This window comes from Actinoplanes sp. 13, from assembly GCF_056134165.1.
Genome location: NZ_JBVYOQ010000016.1, coordinates 124369 through 146320, shown reverse-complemented (window position 1 = coordinate 146320; position 21952 = coordinate 124369). Strand labels below are relative to the sequence as shown.

Here is a 21952-nt window from a genome sequence, read left to right as displayed (position 1 = left end):
CAGCGGCTGGAGGGCTTTGCCGTCTTTGCCGGATCTTCGTGCCTGGCCGGTATGACGTTCCTCAGCGAGCCGGAGGTGCGAGCGCTCGTCGACGGGCTCGAGGTTCTGCACTGGGATGAGGAGGACGCGCCCGGACCGGCCAGCAGCGGGCCGAAGCACTGGCACGTCTTCCACGTCATCGCCCGCCGGTGACCCCAGCGACTCGCAAGCCCGTGCCGCGCAGCGTCTCGCAAGCCTGTGCCGCGCAGCGTCTTGCGCGCCGCCCGGTGACCTCGCGCGCCGGTGATTCTCAGGCGCTGAGCCGCCGGGCGGTGATCTCCATTCCGGCTGCCCGCAGGCGGTCCACCAGCGCGTCTCCGATACCCGTGGCCGGTGTCAGCACGCCGCCTCCGAAAGCCGGCAGCCGATTCCGGTCGAGAACCAGCGCCAGCGCCGACTCGCCGAGCATGATCGCGGTCGCTGCGTACCCCGGGTCTCCTTTCGCCCGGAAGCGTGCCGTGTAGCGCGACCCGTCCGTCGTGGTGGTGAAGATGTCCATGGTGAAGCGCCCGTTCTGCTGGGTCTGCTCGCTCGGGCCCGAACCCGGTTTCGGCAGCACGCGGTCCAGCACGAACCGGGTCGGCGGCAGCGCCCAGCCGAGGATCAGGCCGCTCATCGCCAGCTTGGTGGCGTGGGCGACGAGCGCGGAGCCGACCCGCAGCACCTCGCGGTAGCGGAACCGGCGGCCGTACGCCCAGCCCTGCAGGGCGTTGCTGCGCCGCACCACACGGGTGTTGTAGGACGCCATGACGAACGGCGCGAGGTGCCCGCGCACGCTCGGATCCACCTCGGACGGGGCGAGAGTCAGCATGTCCGGCTGCCGGCCCAGATCCGGTTCCGTGGCCCGGTCGGGACTCAGCGAGTACGGGCTGGCGCCGATCTTGCGCAGTCGCTGGTCCTTCTTCATGACGTCGACCTGGTGGCGCATCGAGTCGATCGTGCCGCCGCTCACCCCTCCCCGCATGCTCGTCACCACCAGCGTGGTGTCCGTCAGTTCCCCCGCGTTCTCGGCCTGCACCTGCTGATGCAGCACGTACACCCCGATGTCGGACGGGATCGAATCGAAACCGCACGAATGCACGATCCGTGCCCCGGTGCGCTTCGCGATCTCATGGTTCTCGTCGATGCTGTTCCGTGCGAACAGGACCTCGCCGGTCAGGTCCACGTAGTCGGTGCCCGCTTCGGCGCAGGCGTGCGCCAGAGTCCGGCCGTACTTCGCGTAAGGGCCGACAGTGGTGATGACCACCCGCGTGCGGCCGGCCATCGTGGCCAGCGCATCCACGTCGCCAGCATCCGCCACGATGATCGGCCAGTCCACACCGAGGCGTGAGCGAACCGCCTCGAGCTTCTCGGCTGAGCGCCCTGCCAGCGCGATCCGGACGCTGGCCGGGGCGTGGGCGGCGAGGTGCCGTGCCGTAAGGACACCCACGAAACCCGAGGCGCCGTAGACGATGACGTCGAGGTCACGCTGTTGATCGCTCATGAATGCCGATTGTGCACCGTCACCCCTACTCGCGGGTAGCTCTAAAGTTTGCCGAGTTAGACCCACAAGAGGGGATTTGAGCCGTTAATTTGGGATCACAAGGTCACCTATCCCCGTGTAAAGGCTTGGCCGGCGTCGTCGGCCGGTGACCACCGTAGGCAGTCCGCAGTGGCGGACACCGTGGCCGGAACGCCGAGTCCAGCCGCCGACCACGGTCGAGAGAAAACACAAGGCATGGAGCGGGGGACCCAAGAGTTCCTCGGCGCTGATGCGCCTCGGGGTGAAGCCGCGTCCTCGCGGCCGGGCACCTCTGCCCGAACCCGACAGCTGACCTCGCAGGCGTGGAGGACAAGTTCATGATGCAGATCAAAAAGCGGGTTCGTCATGCCCTCGGCGTCGTTGCCGTCGGGCTTGCCGGGGCTGGAGCCGTCGTGATGCTCGAAGCCCCCGCCGCCGCCACACCGTCCCCGCGTTTCAGCGTCAACTGGGACGCGATCGCCCACTGCGAGTCCGGTGGGAACTGGAGAATCAACACCGGCAACGGCTATTACGGTGGCCTCCAGTTCAGTCGCGGAACGTGGCGAGCTTACGGAGGCACGCAGTACGCGAGGACCGCCAATCTGGCCACCAGGGCCGAACAGATCACGATCGCCGAACGCGTACTGCGCGGCCAGGGCATCGGCGCCTGGCCGCACTGCGGGAAACGCCACGCATACAAGCCGCAGCGTGCGTCCACCGTGCGGCGGTCGTCACCCACCGCGAGCGGCAACACCCGCGTTCACGTGGTGCGCCCCGGCGACACCCTCGCGGGCATCGCCAACCGGTATGACGTTCCCGGGGGCTGGCGTGCCCTGTACCGGGCGAATCAGGGTGTGCTGGACAGTCCGCATCGTCTGTACGCAGGTCAGCGGATTTCTCTCTGACTTCGGGTCGGCCTGCGGGGCGTCGTCCCACCCCGCAGGCCGGCGCGCCTGCCGCATCACCGCTGCGGCTGGACGAACTCCGGCTGATCGAGCACCCGCAGCCAGCTCCCGTCCGGCTGGCGTCGCGCCACCTGGGCCCGCGCCCCCGACCCGTCCTTCGGCGGCGTGGACGTCAACGCCAGGTCACCGCTGATCAGCGTGGGCAGCGGATCCTCCGGCTCAAGCTGCGGCATCTTCGGCAGCAGCTCATCCCACAGCTCCCGGATGGCCTGACGCCCTCGCGTCTGACTGCCCGGCGGAAAGGCCATCACGGCGTCCTCCTCGTAGAGAAGGGCGAGACCCTCGGCGTCTTTCGCGTTCGCACGCTCCACGAACAGCCGGGTCAGATCCTCAGGTTGCTTCGCCACATCACGATCGGTCATGTCTCCACCCTGCCGTCGGCGCAGTGAGAAGTCCAACGCATAGTTCTCATGGCATCTACAATCTTCGCTCATGGATCTGCGACAGTTGGAATACTTCATCGCAGTCGCCGAGACGGCCAACTTCACCCGCGCCGCCGAGCGCGTGCACATCACCCAGTCCGGGGTGAGCGCCCAGATCAAAGCCCTGGAACACGAGCTCGGCACCCGCCTCTTCGACCGCAGCGGCCGCACCGCGAGACTCACCCAGGCCGGCGAGGTCGCTCTCCGTCACGCGCGCGCCGCCCTCGACGCCGCCGCCGACCTCCGCGACGCGATCGACGACGTCAACGGCCTGATCCGCGGCCGTCTCACGATCGGCATGGTGATCGGCTGCGAGGTGGCACCCCTCTTCGACGCGCTCGCCGCCTTCCACCGGGACCACCCCGACATCGAACTTGAACTGGAGGAGGCGAACTCCGACACCCTGGTCGCCGGGGTGCGCTCCGGAAATCTCGACATCGCTCTGGTTGGCCTCGCCGGTAAGCCCCCGGAGCATCTGGCGGCCCAGGTGATCGCCACAGAACGCCTGGTCGCCCTCACTCCACCAGACACCGAGGCGGCGCGCCGGGGGCGATTGGCGGTGACTGGGCTCTCCGCGTACCCCATCATTTCTTTGCCCGTGGGAACCGGCATCCGCAACGTTCTCGACCAGGCCCGCGCCGCGCTCGACATCAATCCGGCGGTCGCCCTCGTGGCCACCTCACCGGACACTGTCGCCGGCCTGGCCCGGCGCGGCCTGGGCGTTGCGGTACTCAGCGAATCGATGGCGGCGGCCTACCCCGACCTGGTAACCGTCCCGATCGACGACATCGAGATCCCGGCGCTGCTGGCCCTCGTGTGGCAGGACCGCGGCAGCCCGGCGCTGGCGGCTTTCCTCCGCCACTGCCGCGAGGCCTTCAGCTAAAACTTCTCCTGGTACGGCCAGTGCAAGTCCGTTCGGTCCGCTGCGAATTCTGCGGCCGCCGCCGCCCGAGGCCCGGAACGGACAAAGCCGAGCGGCCGGGGCGTCAGGCGCCGCCCGGTGGTGACGAGCCGCAGAGCTCCGAAGACCAGGGCTGGTACCGGGACGCAGGCAAGGTCCCATCCGCAAGAGACTCTCAGTCGGACGCGGTCGGGTAATGCTTCGACATCAACTTCACCTTTACGGCAACCATAGATATCGATAGGGTCAAGCGTCGATGCAAGATCGGTTTCCGGCGTCGAAAACTCTCTATGTCCGTCCCCAAAGGAGAGAACGTGACTAAAAGGGTATCCCGGCCTCTCGCCATCGCCACAGCGCTCGCAGCCGCCGCGTTCGGCGCGTTCGCTGCCCCAGCGCCGGCCTCAGCGTACTGGAGCTGCGGGCGAGCCGCTCCGCCGGACCTCGATACCAGCGGTAACCACTACAACCACAACTACTCCGACGTCTGGACGTACGTCGGCTCCAGCACCCGCTGCGCGCAGAATTCTTGGCTCCAACGCAGCTTCAACCTCGACTATCACTGCTGGGCTCATGACTACGACAACCCGAGCGGCAAAACGTGGACCTACGTTGTCGTGGTCGGTTCTCCGGCCAAGCGTGGCTGGATCCCCGACACAGTGTTGAATGATGGTGGGTCCTCGATTCAGTGTCCGGGCGCCTAACACGAATCTCGATGCGGCTCCGGACAGCAACAATCCGAGCGGCGACGAACGGTGCAGATAAGAAGCGGGTACCGGCTCAGAGGTAAGTAGCCGCCCGCGTGGGCGAGTAAGGGCTTGACCCCTGCCGAGTCGTGTCGCCGATCTTCACGAGTTCTAGGTACCGGTCCATGAGCTGGTGGACCGTCGCCCGGGTCTTCGGGTTCTCTGCTCCTCACGCTGATTCAGCAGACGCGTCAGCGCCTTCTGCGCGTCGCGGGCCGCCGTCGGCCCGGCAGGGATCGTCTCGGTCAGGTCGTGCCGGCGTCCGGTCAGCGGATCGGTGCCCGAGTGCACCTTCCCCCGTAGGGAGCCGCTGGGAAGCTTCTCGATGCGGCCACGGTCACGGCCCGCGGCACGGGACCCACCTGCCATGACGTTGACGGCAACCGGTTCGTGCCACGAACCGAACCACGCGACCGGCTCAGACGAGCCGATCAAGGCTGTGACCTGGGTGCCCCCGGCAGGAATCGAACCTGCGACACACGGTTTAGGAAACCGTTGCTCTATCCCCTGAGCTACGAGGGCGCGAGGCTCAGGATAGCGTGCCCACCGTTGACCACGGGTGACCACCGGTACCCACGCGTGCCCAAACGCCGTCACCAGCGGCGTCACGCCGCATGCCAGGCTGGCGGAGCGCATCGGGAGCACGCCGACGGCTAGCCGGCGCGGCCACGCCATGCGTGCCCACTGCTGACCGCAAGTGACCACGCATCCCCCAGCCACGACCCCGTGGATTTCCAGGCCGATGTGAGTTCTGAGACGGCTCACCCCGGCATGGCGATATGCATTCTGACCAATCTCCGGGTACGACCCGTCATCGATAAGGACCGCAGTGACCGAGCGGACCGCGCATGTCGGACCGAGGTGGAATCATGACAGCATGACGCCGGAGCAGCACGCCATACGCGCAGAGGAACTCGTTGCAGAAGCTGAGCAGCTGTACGCCGACCTCCGCGTCGACATCGGGAATGCCGGTGACGTGGACCGAACCGGGTGGGAATTCCTCGACACCACTGTGCGGCTCGGGCAGCTCCATGCCACCCTCGCGCTGCGACCGTCACCGCCGCGGCACGTCCCGGCCGACGACATCCTCGACTACGACGGTAAGCCGCAACGGCTGGACCCGTAGAAGCCTGAAAGGGTCATAAGTTCGCTTTAGGGTATTTCATATTCACCCTGGTTTGAGCTGCGCCGAGTTGGACTCGATTAAGACTATTTGTGATAACCGGCGGCCTGCAGGTGGAACAGTTCGGCGTAGTGGCCGCCGGCAGTCATGAGGTCTTCGTGGCTGCCGAACTCGACCAGGCTGCCCTCACGCAGGACGAAGATCCGGTCTGCGTGGCGGACGTTGGCCAGGCGATGTGTGATGAGGATGGTGGTCTTGTGGCCCTGCCGGTCCTGGATGGCCTGGAAGAGGGCGTTCTCGGCCCGCGGGTCGAGGGCCGAGGACGGCTCGTCCATGATGAGCAACTCCGCGTCTCGGAAGAAGCCTCGGGCGGCGGTTATCCGTTGCCACTGGCCGCCGGAGAGGTCCTGGCCCTGGGCGAAGGTGCGGTCGAGCAGCGTGTCGTAGCCGTACGGTAAGGCTTTGATCATGTCGTTGGCGACGGCCAGTGTTGCGGCGGCCTCGATGCGCTCGGGGGTGGGATCGCTGGCGGCGTCGCCGATGGCGATGTTCGTGGCGGCGGTGAGGGGCCATTTGTGGTACTCCTGGGTGACCACCGCGATTCGGGAGCGTAGCGCCTCGTTGTCCCAGTCCTGCAGGGGGACGCCATTCCATTCGACTGTGCCGTCGGTAGGGGTGCGGAGAGCGGCGATCAGGGCGGCCAGCGTGGTCTTGCCCGAGCCGTTCTCGCCGACGAAGGCCACTGTCTGTCCGGCATGGATGGTCAGGTTCACGTGGTTCACGGCGGGGGCAGTGCGGTCCGGATACCAGAGTGAGAGCTTGCGAACGGTGAGTTCCTGGAGAGTGGGCGGGGTGCCGCACCCGGCGCCGGGTTCGGGCAGGTAGGGGGCGGTGCGGCTCATGAAGCTGGTGTATCCGTGGAAGAACTGGCCGTTGGCGTAGATCCGGTCGATCTGCAGGGTGATGGCGGTCAGGGCGCGCTGAGCCGCCTGGATGGCGATGACACAGGTAGCCGCGGCGGCCAGTGGGATGCGGCCCTGTACCAGGAGGTATGCGAGCAGGACGTAGACCCCGCCGGTGGCAAGGCCGCTGACCGCGGCGCCGATGCTCGTGATGGTGGTGACCCGGCGGGCCAGACTCAGCTGGATGGTTGTCTCGGCGCCCATCACTTGGTCGAACTGGTGGAACAGGAACCGGCGCAGGCCGTAGGAGCGCAGCTCCAGCGCCGACTCGCGCTCGGCCATCAGGCGCTGCAGGACCCACAGTCGGCGGCGGCGCACCGAACCGGCGAGGTAGGTCCGGAATTGTTCGTGGCCGGCGGCCAGGGATGCCCAGGCCTTCGGCAGCGCAGCGATGAGCAGGGCGACGAGCAGAAGTGGGTGGATGACGACGATCGCCACGGCGACGGCCACGACGCCGACCAGGCCGGCGAACATGTTGATCGCATCCTGGACCAGGTCGTTTGCGGCTTCGGAGCCTCGGGCGGCGCGTTCCATGTCGTCGGCGAACGCGTCGGCGTCGAACGCCTCCAGGCGCACCGCCGTGGTGACCTCGAAGAGGCGTCGCTCGACCTCCCGGTTCACCCTCGGGGTCAGCCCGTTGGTCGCGTATCCGGTGGCGATCCCCATCGCGGCGCGTGCGGCGATGGCCAGGGCGAGTACGGCCAGAGCGGGCAGCGCCGCGGTGACCCGCTGAGGTGTCGGCCCGGCGGCGAACAGCTGCACCAGTATCCGTTGCGTGGCCAGCAGACCGAACGTGGCCATCACCCCGCCGCCCATCGCCGCCAGCGCGATGACCATGGTGCGCACGCGGTCGGCTCGCCACGCTGTGCGCAGCGCCTCGCCGACCAGCCCGGGCAGCTCGGTGACGGCTCCGATCACGCCGGCGTCGGCTCGGGCCTTCAGCCCGGTCTCCCACCAGGTCGCCCGCAGTTCCGGCAGCACCGAGTCCGGCGATAAGTTCACGAATCCGTCCCTTCACTCACGGCCGATGCGAAGCGTTTGCCCAGGTGGACGCCCTGGATGTAGCGGGTGATCTCGTCGTCCCGGCAGCCGGCGAGGGTGATGCCGGCCAGGTGCAGGGCGCCGGGGAGGTGGTCACAGGCCTCCGCCAGCTCGGTGATCACCTCTGGCGAGACCGGCGACTCGTCGAGAAACCGGCGCAACAAGCTCTCCGACTCGGCAGGCATGAGGCGGGCGAGGCCGGCGGGCCCGGCGGGCTTGGCAGGGCGGGCGAGCCCCGCGGGGCCGGCGGGGCCGGCGGGGCTGGCGAGACCCGCGGAGCCGCCGCGCAGCATCGACCGCTGGAGTTCCGTGAAGTCGCACCCGGGGTCCAGCCCGTGGTGCTCAGCCAGGTGACTCTGATAGCGGCGGGCGACGTCCAGGGCCTCCACCGTCCGCCCTAGTTGGTGCAACGCGAGCATGAGCAGGGTGTGAACCCGTTCGCGCGCGAGTTCCTGCCGGCTGCGGGTGAACAGGCGGTCGAGCACCGTCGAGGCCCGCCCGGCCGCCACCTCCAGCTCGATGAGGTCCTCCTCGGCGATCAGGCGCTGATCATCGAGACGGGCACGCGTCTGCTCGACGTAGGTGCCCGAGGCATCGCTCAGCGGCGTTCCCCGCCACGTCTGCATCGCCCGGGTCAGCAGCCGGGCGGCGTCCGCGTCGTCGTGCCGCTCCCGGGCCGCCCGGGCCTGGTCGGTGAGGTCCGCGAAGCGGTACAGGTCGACGCCGGCCCGGGGGACGTACAGGCTGTAGCCTGACGTGGTCGAGACGAGCAGGTCAGGGGCACCCAGGGCAGCGAACTGCCGGCGGATCCCGTGAACCGCGCTGTGGATCTGCTCCCGGGCAGTCGCCGGCGGAGCATCACCCCACATCGCCGCGATCAGATCTGATGTGGACACTTCCGTGCCCGCGTTGAGGATCAGATATCCGAGCACGCCCCGGCGCTGCGACCGGGTGAGTGTCATCCGCTGGCGTCCGGCCACGACCTGCACCGATCCCAGGATCCCGAACAACATCAGCGGCACCTACGAGACAAGGTCATGCGTACGCAGCCAGGTCTGCACCTGCTCCACCACCGCCGGCGGCAAACCGGTCGCGTTCGGGGCGGCGAGAACCGACGCCACAGGCGGCGACAGTCTCCAGATGCGGACGTGCCCGTACGCGTCACGACGGAACGCGTGGGGTACCGGCGCTGCGTCCCCGCCGGCCTCGGCCGTGACACCCAGGCCGGCCAGGACACGGGCGCGCAGCTCGACGACGGCGACCGCGAACGAGTCCACCTGAGCCGCCGGACGACTCGCGGCCGTCGCGAGGCGGTAGAGCAGCAGCTCCAGCCGAGCCAGCTCCGGGACGAGACCACCTGCGAACTCGGGCGCCGCCCGGAGGTGATCGGCGAAGCGTTCGCCAAGCTCGTGCGGAGCGTACGGCGGAGGCAGCGGCGCCCGGAAGAAGCGATCCACGACCCCCTCGGCGAGGTGATGGCCGGCGAGCACCTCGAACGTCGCCGGAAGCATCAGCTGGCACCGCCCCAGCCATTTCGTGCGGACGATCGTCGCCATCACTCTCAGCCCGTGGGCCTGTGTGCCGGCCATGGCCAGCACCACGGCGGGGTCGAAGCCGTGCCGGGCGGCGAAGGCCTCCGGGTCCGCGAGCATCGACTCGACCCGCGACGGCGCACCGAGCACGAGGGTGAGCAGCGCCTGGCTGTCCGTCGAGCGGTTCGGCTCGCTCACCGGGCCACCGCCGCCCGGGCACGTTCGACATCGGTCAACAGTTCGCTGAAGTCGTCGGGGAATTCGTCGTCGCGTTCGATGAGCACGCCCCGCAGCGACACCAGATCAGTGAGGTGGCTCAGGAGCGCGAGGCACTCGTCCGAAACGGGGGCGCTGTGCGTGTCCAGCGCGATGCCGGGGTACGGCTCACTGCCGGCCACATGCACCTGGACGATCCGCTCCAGGGGGAGGGATTCGAGGAACTTGTACGGGTCGTAGCCGTGGTTCGCCGCGTTCACCCGTACGTTCTCGAGGTCGAGAAGCAGGCCACAGCCGCTCTGCTCCAGGACCTCGGCGAGGAACTGTGCCTCGGTGAGCTCGCCGGGCATGTCGACGTAGTAGGTGATGTTCTCGAGCAGCAGCGGGCGGCCAAGCAGTTCCTGCGCTTGCTTCGCCTTGGCCCCCGCGTTCCGCGCGCGTTCACGGCTGCGTTCGATCGGGGCGAGGGTTCCCAGCTGGTGGCCCCCCTCGTTGGTCATGCACAGGTGATCACTGACCCAGGGCGCGTCCACAGCGTCGGCGATGGTGACGATCTTCGTCAGGTAGCCGAGGTCGAGGGGAGCGTCCGACCCGACCGACATCTCCAGGCAGTGCGGCACCACGGGAAAGCACGCCTTCAAGGCGACCAGAGTGTCCATCAGGCTCGGTTCGTTGAGAAACCGGTCCGCGGTGATCTCAACCCAGTCGATGCGGTCGCTGTTGGCGAAGACCGCTCCCTCGATCTCGGGACGGAACCCGAGGCCGACCCCGAGGGCCGGCAGACTCGCCGCTGAGTAACTGGCGTTGTTCATCGTGCCTCCATCATGTGTGTTCTGGTCGGTGGGGACAGCCAACCGGTGGCCACCGCCGCGTCCCTGACCAGGCGCAACACGTCCATCTCCAGTGGTGACGCCGAGCCGAGGAGGCGGTTGCAGTGCAGGTGCACGAGGTTGCGGGCCACCTCCCGAGTGGCGGTCCAGCTCTCCCCGCTCGCCGTCAGGCGCCGGGCGTGTCGTCCGTACGCTGAAAAGGCCTTCTGCCGCCGAGCCCGCGCCCGCGCCAGTTCCGGGCCCCACGGATCGTCGGCCGCAAGCCGGCGGACCAGCGGGCGTTCGCTGCCCGGGTGACCAGTGACCCGCAGCAGGTAGGTGGCCTCGGCCGCTCGCGGGTCGAACGACCGGAGCAGGTCGAGCACGCTCAGCGCTGCCACGCCGGCTTGGGTGAGCCCCGCCGGCCATGATTGACGCGCTCGCAGCAGGTCGAGCACCCACTGGCTGTCCTCGTGAAAGGCCTCGGTGCACGGCTCGTGAAGGTCCGGGCCGCCGTAACGTTCGAGATCGGGCTCGTACGTGTGCACGCTGAGAGTCCCGGCGAGCCGCCGGCTGTGCAGGGCGGCGCACCAGTCGCTGAGGTGCGGCAGCAGGTCGGCGCGGAGGGCCGCCGGTTCGCCGTGGAAGCGGAGCCGCAGGTGCTCACCCCGTCCCGCGTCGCGGTAGCGCACGAAGTACCAGCGGGCGCGCAGGGACGGGCTCACCTCGTCGAGAGCCGACCGCAGTGCCGCCAGGACCTGTGGCTGCAGGATCGCCGGGGTGTCCACCCGCGCCTCGAGCCACGAGGAGCCGGGCGGGTATCTGACCTCGTGGCCGAGTACCCGGCGCGCGGTGGCCTGCTCGCCGGTCGGCGTGGTCACCGGTGTGGTGATCGGCACAACCAATTCGGCTCGGTGCGCGCCGGCCGGCCCGGTCAGCCAGCCGTCCTCGTGGTCGGCGCCGCCGGGCAGCTCGACGACCTCGAAGGCGCCGGCGCGGATTTGCCGCCGTAGGAGCCGCCGGTCCAGCTCGTTGCCCAGGTCCACCGGCACCCGGCGGTCACCCCGGCCGACCGCGACGACGTCCGGTATCACGTACCTTCCCCAATGCCGCGCGACCAGGTCGTTCCAACGGCCGGCGCTGATCCGTGGCGAGATCGCGGCATCCCGCAGCGACTGGCCGACGAGCCAGCGCGCGGAGCGGAGAACGAGGCGACCGTGGCGTAGCCGGGGCTGCGCCGGAGACGGGTCGTCGCACACTGTCCACCAGTTGTCGTATGCCGCGTTGACCTCGCTGATCTCGACCAGTAGCCGAGCCAACGGCGGCATCATCTGCGGCAGCACGCTGGAGTAGGACACGGCGACCACCCGGCGCCCGGTCGGAAGGTGAACCAGGTGCAGACGGTGGCCGTCGGCGGTGACCGCGAGGTCGGCCGGCGAGATGGCCGGTGACCCGTCGAAGTGCGCGTCGATCGGTATGTGGTGCTCCGTCCAGCCCAGCGGCGGCAGGGCGTTGTGGACCCGCAAGGCCAGCGGCCGGTAACACACCTCGGCCACCAGCGCTCCGTCAGCCGCCGCGGCGCTCGCCGGCCGCCGGGGTTCGCCGGACACGAATCGCGCCGAGGTGGCGCCGGCCGGCCCGGTACCCAGCCGGGGCTCGACCAGCAGGAAGTCGCCGCGTTCGAGTCCGGAGGGCGTGGCGATCAGGGAGGCCAGGAGGTCCATCGACTCCGGCCGCCGGGACGGGACGGCGGGCATCAGCCGGGCCAGGTCGTCATCGCTCAGGACGACCTCGGTCTGGCCGTCCAACCGCGCCCGCCAGGCCAGCTCGGCCAGCTGCGCGCGGCGCCGGCGCAGGTCGTCCAGTTCCTCGACCTCCGGTGGCGGGCACGGCTCACCCACGTAGTTACCCGGCGGCCCGAGGCCGACAGCGGAGTCGATCAGTTTCAGCACGGGCACGCGACGGCTCGTGCCGAACCGCTCGATGAAACGGCCGTGGTAGGCGTCCAGGGTCCGCTGCGCCGCCGACCGGGCACGCAGGCGCCATAGGAGATCAGCGGCCCGCTCGGCCTCGGCCCGGGCGGCGAGGGGCAACTCGAGGTCGGCGGCCAGTCGCAGATGGCCGTGCATCGGCGCGTCCGGCACCGGCGGCAGGGCATCGGCGAGTGCCGCCAGCGCGGCGGTGCCGTCGCCGACGGCACTTTTTTCGTACGCCCCATGCAGCGCGCGAAGCCCGTCGACGCGCCGGATCGTCTCCTCCGGCGCCCCGCTCGCGGCCAGGACGTCCCGTATGTGCCGCAGTGGATCCCGCTCGCCGGGTGCCGGGGCGAGGCCGATGACGAGAAGCCCGCCCCGGATGAGCTGCCGAACGGTGCTGAGCGGCCGGTTCAGCACCGTGGCGATGTCGGCACCAGTCCGGTCCAGCCCGTCTCGCAGCGCCTCGGTAGCGGCCACCGGGAGCTGAACCGCAACCCGTCGCCACCGAGCGGCCTGCGCCGCCGGAGCCGCCACGTGCAGCACCGCGACGCCCGCGGCGAACGTGACGGCCGGCGCCAGCCGTACCTGCAGCGACGCTAGCACCGCGTCGTCGTCCTCCAGTTCGCGTACCAGTTCGGTGATGCTCGCGGCGCTGGGCCGGCTGAGGACGCGGTGTCCTGCCGGGGAGAGCCGGCCGCGCGGCTGACCGCCGAAGGTGGCGGTGGCGGTGCCCGCGAACAGGCCGAACGGGGTGGTTCGGTGAGCCATGCGCTGCTCGTAGGCTCGTACCGTCGTCGCCAGCCCTGTCTGGGCCGCCGCGTCGGTGCCATCCGCCGACCGCATCAGCGCGGCGGCCACCGTCGGCCTCGCCATCAGCAGGCACTCGAGCAGTTCCGGGTCCTGCAACGCACGCCGGATCACGTCCGCGGAGGTGTCGGCGTCCGCGTGCGGTGCCGACGGCAGGAACGGTCGCAGCGGCGCGCGGACCAGCACTGGTTGCTGTGCCTGGAATCGTGCCTGGTCACTCATCGGGGCCGCCGATGAGGATCGCGTTCAGGAAGGACTCGTCCACCCCGTCGATCTCGCACAGCTCATCCACGGCGTCGTCGAAAAACCCCGCGTACGGGATCGAGACCAGATTCATCGCCTGGGCCACCAGCTGCAGCTGCTGGATCAGCGCGCCGGCCTCGATCAGGCAGAACCGGTATCCGCGCAGGCCATACTTGAAGCGGGACCGGGCGAACAGCGCGGTCACGACTATGACGAGCGGTACTTCGGCCACCGCCACGTCGGCCGCCAGCCGGTCCAGCAGCTCGGCACCGACGCCCGAGCGCACCTCCTCGAGCCGGTGCCCGGCCACGTCGTAGTGGTAGACACCCTTCCGGCCCTCGCCGGTCACCTCGGCGAGCAGGTAGAGCTCCAGCGGATAGAGCCCTCCGGCTGACGCGACCGGGCGGCGCGCCACCTCACCCCCGCCAACCCGCTCGCCGTAGCTGAAGGCCAGGAGGTCGCCGATCACCTCGACCGGCAGCGGACCGGGGTCGAAGGTGCGGTGCGACGGCCGGCGGGTCAGCGGCACCGGCAGCCGCCGCGTGTCTGGCGCGGGCAGTGGAAGCCGGGGCAGGTGCGGCAGGTCGCGGGCACCCATGCCGGCACTCGTGGCCAGGTCGGCGTCCGCCAGGAGCCGGTCGATGCGAACCTGCCGGCGAATCGTCGGCCGGTAGAACTTCGAGGCCTCGTGGTACTCCTCGGCAAGATCGGAGCCCTCGATCGGCTCCGCGGACAGTCGCGACCATGTCGCCACCGCCCGGTGCGTGCCGGACGCCGGTACCTCGGTCATCGTCACAGTCGCCTTTCAGGAGAACGGATGCGGGTCCGGGTTGAGTTCGCCGGCCGGCATCGCGGACGGCCAGTTCCGCAGCCGTGCGCTGCCCAGCTGCCGGGCGTTGTGATCCATCTCCAACATGAGCAGGTCGGGTGAGACGACCCGGTAGACGCACAATCCCGCGTCGGCACCCTCGACCGGTGTCAGGTCGACGGCATAGGTGCGGACGCCCCGAGCTCGTAATCCGGTGGCGAGCTGGGCGAGTGTCCGCTCTGGCCACGGCCGGGAAACCTCGGGCGCGGGGTCCACCGGTTCCAGGAGCCAGTCGATGGCGTCGCGATGCGCGGGGTCGGTGAAGTATTCGACGTGCTCGGCGAATCCCGTCACGTCTTCCGGGGACATGGTGCGCTGGGCGTGGGCCATCGCGCGCAGCCGGAAGCCTTCATAGAGGCCGGCCGCCTCGGACAGGGCCTTGGTGGCGGCTCGATCGAGGGAGGTGGCCGCGGCTCCGCCGAGACTGTGGACCGGCCGGCCGTCGCAGTCGCGCCACAGAACGGCAAGCACGCAGGGGATTCCGTGGACCTCAGTGAGATCGATGAGCCGTGCCCGGACCCGCGCCGACCCGACGACCCGGTCCAGGAGAGCGGCCAACGGGCCGCCCGGGGGTATCCGCACGTCGGGAAGCCTCAGCCGGTGGTACCACATCAGCATGAACGCGTCGCGTTCGATCAGTTCGAGCAGTGCGGAGAGGGTGGCCCGGAGGGGGTCACCGCCGGCGGCGACGCCGTTGCTGGTCGGCTCGAACCAGCGGCCCACCCTCGTCGTCTCGCCGCTGCGGTGGTCGACGAAATATGACGAACAGACCAGACCAGGTAGCCATGTCTCCTCGCCGGTGGCCAGGTCGAGCCCGGAGATCCACGGAATGGGTTCGTCCCGAGCCGGCGGCGGACGCAGCGGAAATCGGGCTGATTCGTACTGCTCCGGCAGGAAGTGGGCGAACTCGTCGGCCGCGAGGTGCGGCGCGTCGTGGGTGGCTGTCCGAACCTGCACCCGGGACGAGTCGACGCAGGCCACCGCATAGCGTTCGAAGGCCTCACCGACCGCGGCCATCCGGCTGTCGAGGCGGCGCTCACTGATGCCCAGCCCCGCGTCGAAATCCCAGTCGACGCCGATGGTGCTGGGAGTCGCGCGCACCCCGGCTGTCGACCGGCAGAGGCGTACGCCACCCGCGCCGGTGAGCATCTCGTCGACCGGTCCGGTGAACCCGACGACCGTGCCCTGGAGGCGGGCGAGCATGTCAGAGCCCATCAGTGCCTCTCTCCGGCGTCGAGGCTCAGATCCTCCAGTTGCCGCCGGTAGTCGGCCCACACCGTCGGCCGGGTCGCCGCGGGAACGGGACGGCAGGCTCCGCACCGGGGGACCCGCAGCACGTACTCGACGTCGATCGTCACGCCGGCCTTCGGTGATATCGCGTGCACCGCACCGACGACGGCCGGATCGTTCCGGGTGAGCCAGGAGTCGAGGACCACGGTGGCGACGGCGGCCGGCAGAGCTCTCGGCAGTGAGCCGCCGGTGAGCGATCCCAGGCGGCGGGCGTGCAACCAGCTCGCGTCACCCGCGTGCCACGCCGAGCGACGCCGGCGGAAGCATTCGAAGCATGCCGACCGGCCCGGCTCGATATAGGGGCCGACGATCGCCACGCTGCCGTCGAACTCGATGACCGGCATCCAGGGGAGGTTCTCGCGCAACGCGCGTTCGTTCCAGGCCGCGATCTCGGCGCTGTTGGGGTCGGAGACCCACACCAGCCTTGCGTGACATTGCACATCGAGATCGGCAAGACCTTCCAACGGTACGGAAATGACGCGCCACGTTTCGGGCGCCGCCTCGTGAACAGCCGCCACCTGTGCGTCGTCACCGGCCACCGCCACGTGGTGCCGCACCGTGTGGCCCGCCGCACCGGCCGGAACGGCGAATCCGTCGTCGACGAGCCGCTGGGCGATGCCCTCGACGACCGGGGCGAGCCGGACATCACCCAGGGCCCGGGTGACCGTGGGCAGGTCGTCACCGGTGGCCAGCAGCGGTAGCGCTCGCCCGAGGAGGTCGGCACCGGGCCCTCGATAGCGGACGGCCCGGTCTCCCCGGATCACCGTCACCATCTGGTCCTCCACGGCGTACGACAGGCCGTGCACAAACGACAAGCTCACGTCTTCCTCCCCCTGCCCCACCCGTCGCCGGAACGGGTGTGCCGGACCCCGCGGCCCGGCACACCCGGTCACTGGTTCTGAATCAGTCGCGCGACTCGGTGAATCGCGGCCGGATTCCGCACGCGCCCAGACCGCCGCAAGCGGCTCCGGCGCAGCCGCAGGCCGGAACGGTCTCGGCCTTCGGCAGTTCGTAGCTCTCCAGCTCGAGAACCTCGAGTTCGAGCCCCTCGGTCCGCAGTTCCACCGACGAGCGTTCGGCCACCATCTGTGCCATGACTTCCTCCAATTCGTCAATTGCTGGCACCATGATTACTCGTTCCTGAGGCGGCCTCCTATACATCTTCTATGCGCTGTACAACTGCGCCACTCGGTAACCATTGACGGGTGGTTCAGCCCCGGGGTTGACTCCGGCCGACAACGCCGCGAGGCGATCGGGACATCATTGAAAGGCGTGGCCAATGGGCGAGGAAAAGGACTGGCCGCAGTCGCTGCCAAGAGAAGAAGCGATTGCCGTGGCCTGGAACCGTGAGGTGCATTTCGAGCGGGCGAACGGCGACGACCAGCTCATTCTGACGATTCGCCAGGTCTTCGAGCTCCTCGTCGACGGCCGGGCCCGCTATCCGCAGGTCGTCGTCAACAAGAACGGCGCACCCGCCGACCGGCGGTTGTACACCACCGGGCGCCCACTCAACACCCGTAAGGACGCGGCCAGTATCGCCGGCGGATATCTGAACATCTCCAGAATCGCGGAAGAGTTTTCGCAAGGCGCCACCATTCAACTCAATGATCTCCAGGAATACTGGGAGCCGGCCGCTCGGCTCTGCCGGGCGATCAGCGAGAAGTCCGGCCTCGACACGGCGGCGATCGCGATCCTCAGCCCGCCGGGTTACGGAGCCTTCCCCGTTCATCAGGACCTTGTGCATGTGTTTGTGAAGCAGCTCGAGGGCCGTAAGAAGTGGCTTATCTACAAGCCACTTCCGGATGCGCACGACGACGGTCCGGTGACGTTGCCGGACGGCGCCGTGCCGGTCATCGAGTTCGTCATCTCCCCCGGGGACAAGTGCTACATGCCGCCGGCGTGGCCGCACCGGGCGGAGAGCCTTGACGAGGCGTCCCTGCACCTGTCGGTCATCGCCAGCCCGCCCACCGGTGCGGAGATCCTCAAGTCCCAGCTGCTTGAGATCCACGAATTGTTGGGCCGGCACCGGGTCACCTCGGGCTGGTCCGGATCGCCCGCCGCATGGGAGTTCCCAGCCACGGTGCTCACCGAGGCCCGCGCGCTGTTGACCCTGCCGCAGGAGCAGGGGCGTGGGCCGGTGTCACGTACGGATCAGCGGCACCGGCTCGCCGCCGCGCTCGGGCTGCTCCCGCCGGACAGCGACCCGAACCAGCCTTGAGAAGCCTGTTCAACCCGACACCGGTCATCGGTTGAACGAGCTCGGCCTCAGCTGTTGTGAGCTGTCCTCTCCAGGTGTTCCGCGAGGTCGCGCCACTCGTCGGCGCACCGTCGTGCCATCGCCGCCACCACGTATGTGCAGTGCGAGGGCAGTTCCTGCAGGGCTGGGCGCCACCCGTCCAACCCGGACACTCTCGGCAGGAGCCACCGCAGCAGGCTCCGCCCGGACTCAGTCGAGCGCAGGGAAGGATCCCGCAGCAGGCCGTGCACCGCCTCCGCGAGATCCTTCTCCGCGCCGGCCGACACAACTCCGGCGGCGTCGACCGGGTGGACGGCGCTCCGGGAGCGGGTGACCGAGGGTTCACCGCGCTGCAGCCGCTGCCGGACATCGCGGACCGTGGCCGGCGAGATGCCCACCTCGGCGGCGACCTCCCGGAGCGACGCGTGCGGCCGGTCGGTGAGAAGCCGTTCGGCGGCCAGCCGTCCGGCTGTACTGTCCATCGGCCGGATCCGTCCGTCCCGGCCGATGCGGCGGTCGATCGCCTCGACGCCGGCGCGCCGGCGGATCGCTGCCACCGTCTTCGGCGCCAGGCCGGTCACGTCCGCGAGAACCCGGTCCGACCAGAGCGGATGGGACCGGATGAGACGCGTCGCCGCCGATTCCCGGTCGGCCCGGGGCAGCGGCAGGCCATGCTTGACGTTCAGCCGCACCGACAATGCGAAGGCGTCATGCTCCGAGCCGTCGAAATAGCGCACCGCCACGGTCCGGCGGCCACTGAGCAGGGCCGCCCGGACCCGGTGCCATCCGTCGATGACGCGATGGGTGCCCCGCTGGACCAGGATCGGCGGCAGCGGCGTCTGAACCTGCGCCAACAGCCTCGTGTGGGCGAAGTCCTCACCGGCAAGGCGCGGTGTGTCCGGAGCCCGGAGGAGCGCGACGGCGACCTCCTCGACGGGCTGCGTCCCGTCCTCCTCCCACGATCCCCAGCCGTGCATGACCATCGGTCCATCGTGTCCGCTCACAACCGTATCCCCGTGTGTTGTCGCCGGTCGGACCACTGTCGCAGCGGACCGTTGCGACCGCGTTAGGGCCACGTTTAGGGCAGACCTAACCGACCGGAGTGCCGGCTGTGCGAGCGCGAGCCGCCGCGGCCTCGTCGGCGGCGTCGAGCACGTCGAACAGCTCCGCCGAGCGCTTCCAGAGGGCGTGCGCCTCGTCCGGACTGCCCTCCCGGTCCTTGACATCACCGTGGAGTTGGAGGGCGGAGGCTTCAACGAAGAGGTCACCACACATGCGAGCCAAGTGGACGGCTCGCCGGCAGTGCTCCTCGGCCTCGGCGTAACGGTCCAGCGCCGTGCAGGCTTCCGTCAGGTGCAGGTGGGCGTACGCCTCGGAGGTGACGTCCCCCTGGGCGGCCGCCGCGGCGCTCGCCCGCGATCCGGAGTCGACGGCCTCGGCCGCACGGTTCAGGCGCAGCAGGTTCTTACAGATGTTGTTGAGGGCGGAGGGCACCCGCGCGTTCGACCCGCGTTCCCTCTCGATGCGGACCACCGTCTCGAACTCGGCGATGGCGGCCTCGGGCTGGCCCGTGTCGCCGAGTAGGGCGGCGAGATTCTGCCGGGAGACCAGAAGGCTGTCGATGTCGCCGGCCTCGGTACGCAACCGGATGGCGGCCCGGAGGTGTTTCTCGGCCTCCTCGTACTGCTGGAGCAGGGCGTGAGCGATGCCCATGGCGTTGTCGAAGAAACTCTCGGCGTCGCGGGCACCAGCCCGCACCGCGGCAGCGTGGCCGATCTTCGCCAGGGTGATCCACCGCTGCCGCTCCATGCGCCGGCCGAGCAGCGGACTGGGCGCGTGCACCACGCGCCAGGCCAAGTCGTTCCACTCCCGGTCCACAGCCGCCTCCAGCATGGCGGTCAGATTCGGCAGCTCCCGGTCCAGCCACCGCGCCGCTTCCGGCACACCGGCGAATTCGGGCACCGGGACCACCGGCGGGGGAAGGTCCCGCGTCGCCGCGGCCGGGTGCGGATGGGCGGCCTGACTGGCCGCGTCGCTGGCGTGCAGGTACCAGATCAGCGCCCGGCGCAACGCCTCGTCGTTGGCGGCCTGATCGTCGTGCTCCGCCTGCTCACGCGCGTAGACCCGGACGAGGTCGTGCATGGCCACCCGATCGGTGGAGTCCTCCCGCAGCAGGTGGGCGGCGACCAGGGCGTCGAGCTGGGCGTGGGCCTCGTCGACCGGCAGCCCCGCCAGCGCGGCGCACGCGGACAGCGACGGTGTGCGGCCGGCATGCAGTCCGATCAGCCGGAACATCCGCGCCGCCGGGGACGGCAGCGGCTGGTAGGAGACCTGGAACGCGGCCCGGACAGCCATCGTGTCGTCCTCGATGCTCAGCGCGGACAGCCGGGTTCTCTCATCGCTGAGCCGGCGCGCGAGGTCTCGCGCCGACAGGCTTCCACGCAGCCGTGCCGCGGCGATCCGCAACGCCAGAGGCAGTCCGGCGCACATCTCGACGACCACGTCGATGCCCTCGTCGCCCAGCTCGGTGCCACCGCCGGCCACCAGCAGCTCACGGCTGTGCCCGGGATCGAGCGGCTCGATCGCCAGCAGTACCGCGTCCTCCCGGGCGGCCAGCCCGTCGAGCCGGCGCCGGCTGGTGATGAGGGTCCGGCTGGGGCCCGCGCCGGGCAGCAGCGGCCGGACCTGTTCGGAGCTGACTGCGTTGTCGAGAACCAGCAGCATGCGGCGGCGGCTGACCAGCGAGCGGAACAGCGCGGCGCGCTGGTCCATCCGCCCGGGAATCCGTCCCGCCGGCACGCCCAGGGCCAGCAGAAAGCCCTCCAGCGCCTCGGCGGCGGGCAGCGGTGCCGCCGGGCCGAATCCACTCAGATCCACGAACAGCTGACCGTCAGGGTAGCTAGGCCGGGCGCGGTCGGCCCAGTGCAGGAGCAACGCCGTCTTGCCGACTCCGGCGGGGCCGATCAGCGCGACCGGTGGCGCCCCCGCGGCCGAGCCGACGGAGCCGAATTGGTCGAGTTTTCGCAGCTCGGCGTCGCGGCCGACCAGGGTGCCGGTGGGTGCCGGCAGCTGGGCCGGCGATGCGGGCTCGGCGCTTGACGGCACCGGCGCCGGGGCGGCCGGGGCTGTCACCCGCACTCGGTCGTCGCCGGCGGGGCGCAGCTCGCCGCGCAGGATCTGCTGGTGCAGCAGGCGCAGCGAGGATCCCGGGTCGACACCGAGCTCGGCGCTCAGTCCCTGACGGAACCGCTCGTAGAGCGTCAGGGCATCCGCGGAGCGGCCGGCGAGGTACAGCGCCCGCATGGCCTTCTCGTGCAGGCTCTCGCGCAGCGGGTTGGCCGCGGCCAGTGCCGTCGCTGTCGCACTCGCCTCGGCGTACCGGCCGAGCTCGATGTCGACGCCGAGCAGTTCCTCCTGGGCGTCGAGCCGCAGGGCGTCCAGGGCTGCCGCCTCCTGCGAGACCGGCTGCGGGTCGCGGCACGTCGAGTACGCCGACCCGCGCCACAGGCGCAGGGAGTCGTGGAAGGTTCGGTGCGACTCGTGCAGGAGGCCGTCCGACAGGGATCGGCGCGCTTGATCGACGCCGTCACGAAAGCGCTGGGCGTCCACGTCGTGGGCGTCGATGACCAGGCGGTATCCGCCCGGCTCGTGCGAGATCGCCTCGGCCCCCAGCAGGCGCCGAAGGTGGTGAAGGTGGACTCGCAGGTTGGACGTCGTCTTCCCCGGCGACACGGCTCCCCAGACCCAGTGGACGAGGGTGTCCGCCGGAATCGGCTGATTCACGTGGACGAGTAGTACGGCCAGGAGGTTCTGCTGGATCGCCGAGCGAATCGTCACCGGTCCCGAGTCAGCGTCGACGCGCAACGGACCGAGGACGCTGATCTGCATATTTCCCCCATGCGCCTGCGTAGCCGACCGTTCGACAGGCGTCCGCCGTCCGCAGAGGACATTCGGCCGAACCCCCGATTCGACATCGACCGGACTGTACGTGATCGTCGCCCGTTCACCGGGGTGTTGGCCGTTGTGGCGGGGCTGGCGCAAACGCAAAGGCGGCGGGGTGGCGCAAACGCAAAGGCCAGGCTGGTCGGGTCGCGCATCACCCTGTCGAAGGGTCACACGTAGCCGGATGGGACCGGATTCCGCTGTCTCGGCGGCCATTGTGTCGCTCGTGACGCCCCTCCGGCGCTCGTCGCAATTTATAAGAAGTACGACGAAAATGCGCAGGTGCTCATCGCTGACCGTGCGCGTCGGCCAGGCCGGAGTTTCGTCTCGGCCTCG

At 69.7% G+C, this 21952-nt stretch carries 18 protein-coding genes, 1 tRNA gene and 1 riboswitch; of the genes, 5 read left to right on the top strand and 14 right to left on the bottom strand.

The window, feature by feature from the left end; translation table 11 throughout:
• Positions 1-51 precede the first annotated feature (51 nt).
• Positions 52-192 (top strand): hypothetical protein, encoded by a 141-nt coding sequence (locus AC0NH5_RS27600; protein WP_474409277.1) that lies wholly within the window; start codon positions 52-54, stop codon positions 190-192.
• A gap of 97 nt (positions 193-289) precedes the next feature.
• On the opposite strand, the gene AC0NH5_RS27595 is transcribed toward AC0NH5_RS27600, so the two are convergent.
• On the bottom strand, positions 290-1522 hold the full coding sequence (locus tag AC0NH5_RS27595) for a saccharopine dehydrogenase family protein (protein ID WP_474409276.1): 1233 nt from the start codon (positions 1520-1522) through the stop codon (positions 290-292).
• Between the two features lie 193 nt (positions 1523-1715).
• Positions 1716-1879: riboswitch (cyclic di-AMP (ydaO/yuaA leader) on the top strand.
• Between AC0NH5_RS27595 and AC0NH5_RS27590 the strand changes: the two genes are divergently transcribed.
• A complete protein-coding gene (locus tag AC0NH5_RS27590) occupies positions 1864-2445 on the top strand; it encodes a transglycosylase family protein (RefSeq protein ID WP_474409273.1) in 582 nt (193 codons plus the stop codon). It overlaps the preceding riboswitch by 16 nt.
• A gap of 56 nt (positions 2446-2501) precedes the next feature.
• Here AC0NH5_RS27590 and AC0NH5_RS27585 read toward each other — a convergent pair whose 3' ends face one another.
• Positions 2502-2867, bottom strand: a complete 366-nt coding sequence (locus tag AC0NH5_RS27585; protein WP_474409271.1) for a YybH family protein — start codon at positions 2865-2867, stop codon at positions 2502-2504.
• Between the two features lie 70 nt (positions 2868-2937).
• Here AC0NH5_RS27585 and AC0NH5_RS27580 point away from each other — a divergent pair, with 70 nt between their 5' ends.
• Complete coding sequence (locus AC0NH5_RS27580) at positions 2938-3810, top strand: LysR family transcriptional regulator (protein ID WP_474409268.1); 873 nt, start codon at positions 2938-2940, stop codon at positions 3808-3810.
• 1210 nt (positions 3811-5020) lie between these two features.
• Here the strand turns inward: AC0NH5_RS27580 and AC0NH5_RS27575 are convergent.
• A tRNA-Arg gene (locus AC0NH5_RS27575) sits at positions 5021-5093 on the bottom strand.
• A gap of 355 nt (positions 5094-5448) precedes the next feature.
• Between AC0NH5_RS27575 and AC0NH5_RS27570 the strand changes: the two genes are divergently transcribed.
• Positions 5449-5697 carry a hypothetical protein gene (locus tag AC0NH5_RS27570; RefSeq protein WP_474409265.1) on the top strand — a complete coding sequence of 83 codons (249 nt, stop codon included), beginning with the start codon at positions 5449-5451 and terminating at the stop codon, positions 5695-5697.
• 83 nt (positions 5698-5780) lie between these two features.
• On the opposite strand, the gene AC0NH5_RS27565 is transcribed toward AC0NH5_RS27570, so the two are convergent.
• From AC0NH5_RS27565 to AC0NH5_RS27525, 9 genes are all read right to left on the bottom strand, one after another.
• The gene (locus AC0NH5_RS27565; RefSeq protein WP_474409263.1) at positions 5781-7658 is read right to left on the bottom strand and encodes an ABC transporter ATP-binding protein; all 1878 of its coding nucleotides are present in this window, start codon (positions 7656-7658) and stop codon (positions 5781-5783) included.
• Positions 7655-8710 carry a BTAD domain-containing putative transcriptional regulator gene (locus AC0NH5_RS27560; RefSeq protein ID WP_474409260.1) on the bottom strand — a complete coding sequence of 352 codons (1056 nt, stop codon included), beginning with the start codon at positions 8708-8710 and terminating at the stop codon, positions 7655-7657. The genes AC0NH5_RS27565 and AC0NH5_RS27560 overlap by 4 nt, the downstream gene beginning before the upstream one ends.
• A gap of 9 nt (positions 8711-8719) precedes the next feature.
• Positions 8720-9427 (bottom strand): hypothetical protein, encoded by a 708-nt coding sequence (locus AC0NH5_RS27555; protein WP_474409258.1) that lies wholly within the window; start codon positions 9425-9427, stop codon positions 8720-8722.
• Positions 9424-10257 (bottom strand): MbnB/TglH/ChrH family RiPP precursor modification enzyme, encoded by an 834-nt coding sequence (locus AC0NH5_RS27550; protein ID WP_474409255.1) that lies wholly within the window; start codon positions 10255-10257, stop codon positions 9424-9426. The genes AC0NH5_RS27555 and AC0NH5_RS27550 overlap by 4 nt, the downstream gene beginning before the upstream one ends.
• Positions 10254-13259, bottom strand: a complete 3006-nt coding sequence (locus AC0NH5_RS27545; RefSeq protein ID WP_474409252.1) for a lantibiotic dehydratase — start codon at positions 13257-13259, stop codon at positions 10254-10256. The genes AC0NH5_RS27550 and AC0NH5_RS27545 overlap by 4 nt, the downstream gene beginning before the upstream one ends.
• A complete protein-coding gene (locus AC0NH5_RS27540) occupies positions 13252-14070 on the bottom strand; it encodes a SagB/ThcOx family dehydrogenase (protein WP_474409250.1) in 819 nt (272 codons plus the stop codon). Before AC0NH5_RS27540 ends, AC0NH5_RS27545 begins: the two co-directional genes overlap by 8 nt.
• A 15-nt stretch (positions 14071-14085) precedes the next feature.
• Positions 14086-15363, bottom strand: coding sequence for a YcaO-like family protein (locus AC0NH5_RS27535; RefSeq protein ID WP_474409247.1), 1278 nt, complete (start codon positions 15361-15363; stop codon positions 14086-14088).
• Positions 15363-16259 carry a TOMM precursor leader peptide-binding protein gene (locus AC0NH5_RS27530; protein ID WP_474409244.1) on the bottom strand — a complete coding sequence of 299 codons (897 nt, stop codon included), beginning with the start codon at positions 16257-16259 and terminating at the stop codon, positions 15363-15365. Before AC0NH5_RS27530 ends, AC0NH5_RS27535 begins: the two co-directional genes overlap by 1 nt.
• 82 nt (positions 16260-16341) lie before the next feature.
• Complete coding sequence (locus AC0NH5_RS27525; protein WP_474409241.1) at positions 16342-16533, bottom strand: hypothetical protein; 192 nt, start codon at positions 16531-16533, stop codon at positions 16342-16344.
• A 184-nt stretch (positions 16534-16717) separates the two neighbouring features.
• Between AC0NH5_RS27525 and AC0NH5_RS27520 the strand changes: the two genes are divergently transcribed.
• The gene (locus AC0NH5_RS27520) at positions 16718-17656 is read left to right on the top strand and encodes a JmjC domain-containing protein (RefSeq protein WP_474409239.1); all 939 of its coding nucleotides are present in this window, start codon (positions 16718-16720) and stop codon (positions 17654-17656) included.
• A 47-nt stretch (positions 17657-17703) separates the two neighbouring features.
• Here AC0NH5_RS27520 and AC0NH5_RS27515 read toward each other — a convergent pair whose 3' ends face one another.
• Both AC0NH5_RS27515 and AC0NH5_RS27510 read right to left on the bottom strand, forming a co-directional pair.
• The gene (locus tag AC0NH5_RS27515; RefSeq protein WP_474409237.1) at positions 17704-18657 is read right to left on the bottom strand and encodes a ParB/RepB/Spo0J family partition protein; all 954 of its coding nucleotides are present in this window, start codon (positions 18655-18657) and stop codon (positions 17704-17706) included.
• A 106-nt stretch (positions 18658-18763) separates the two neighbouring features.
• The gene (locus tag AC0NH5_RS27510) at positions 18764-21562 is read right to left on the bottom strand and encodes an AfsR/SARP family transcriptional regulator (protein WP_474409234.1); all 2799 of its coding nucleotides are present in this window, start codon (positions 21560-21562) and stop codon (positions 18764-18766) included.
• Positions 21563-21952 lie beyond the last annotated feature (390 nt).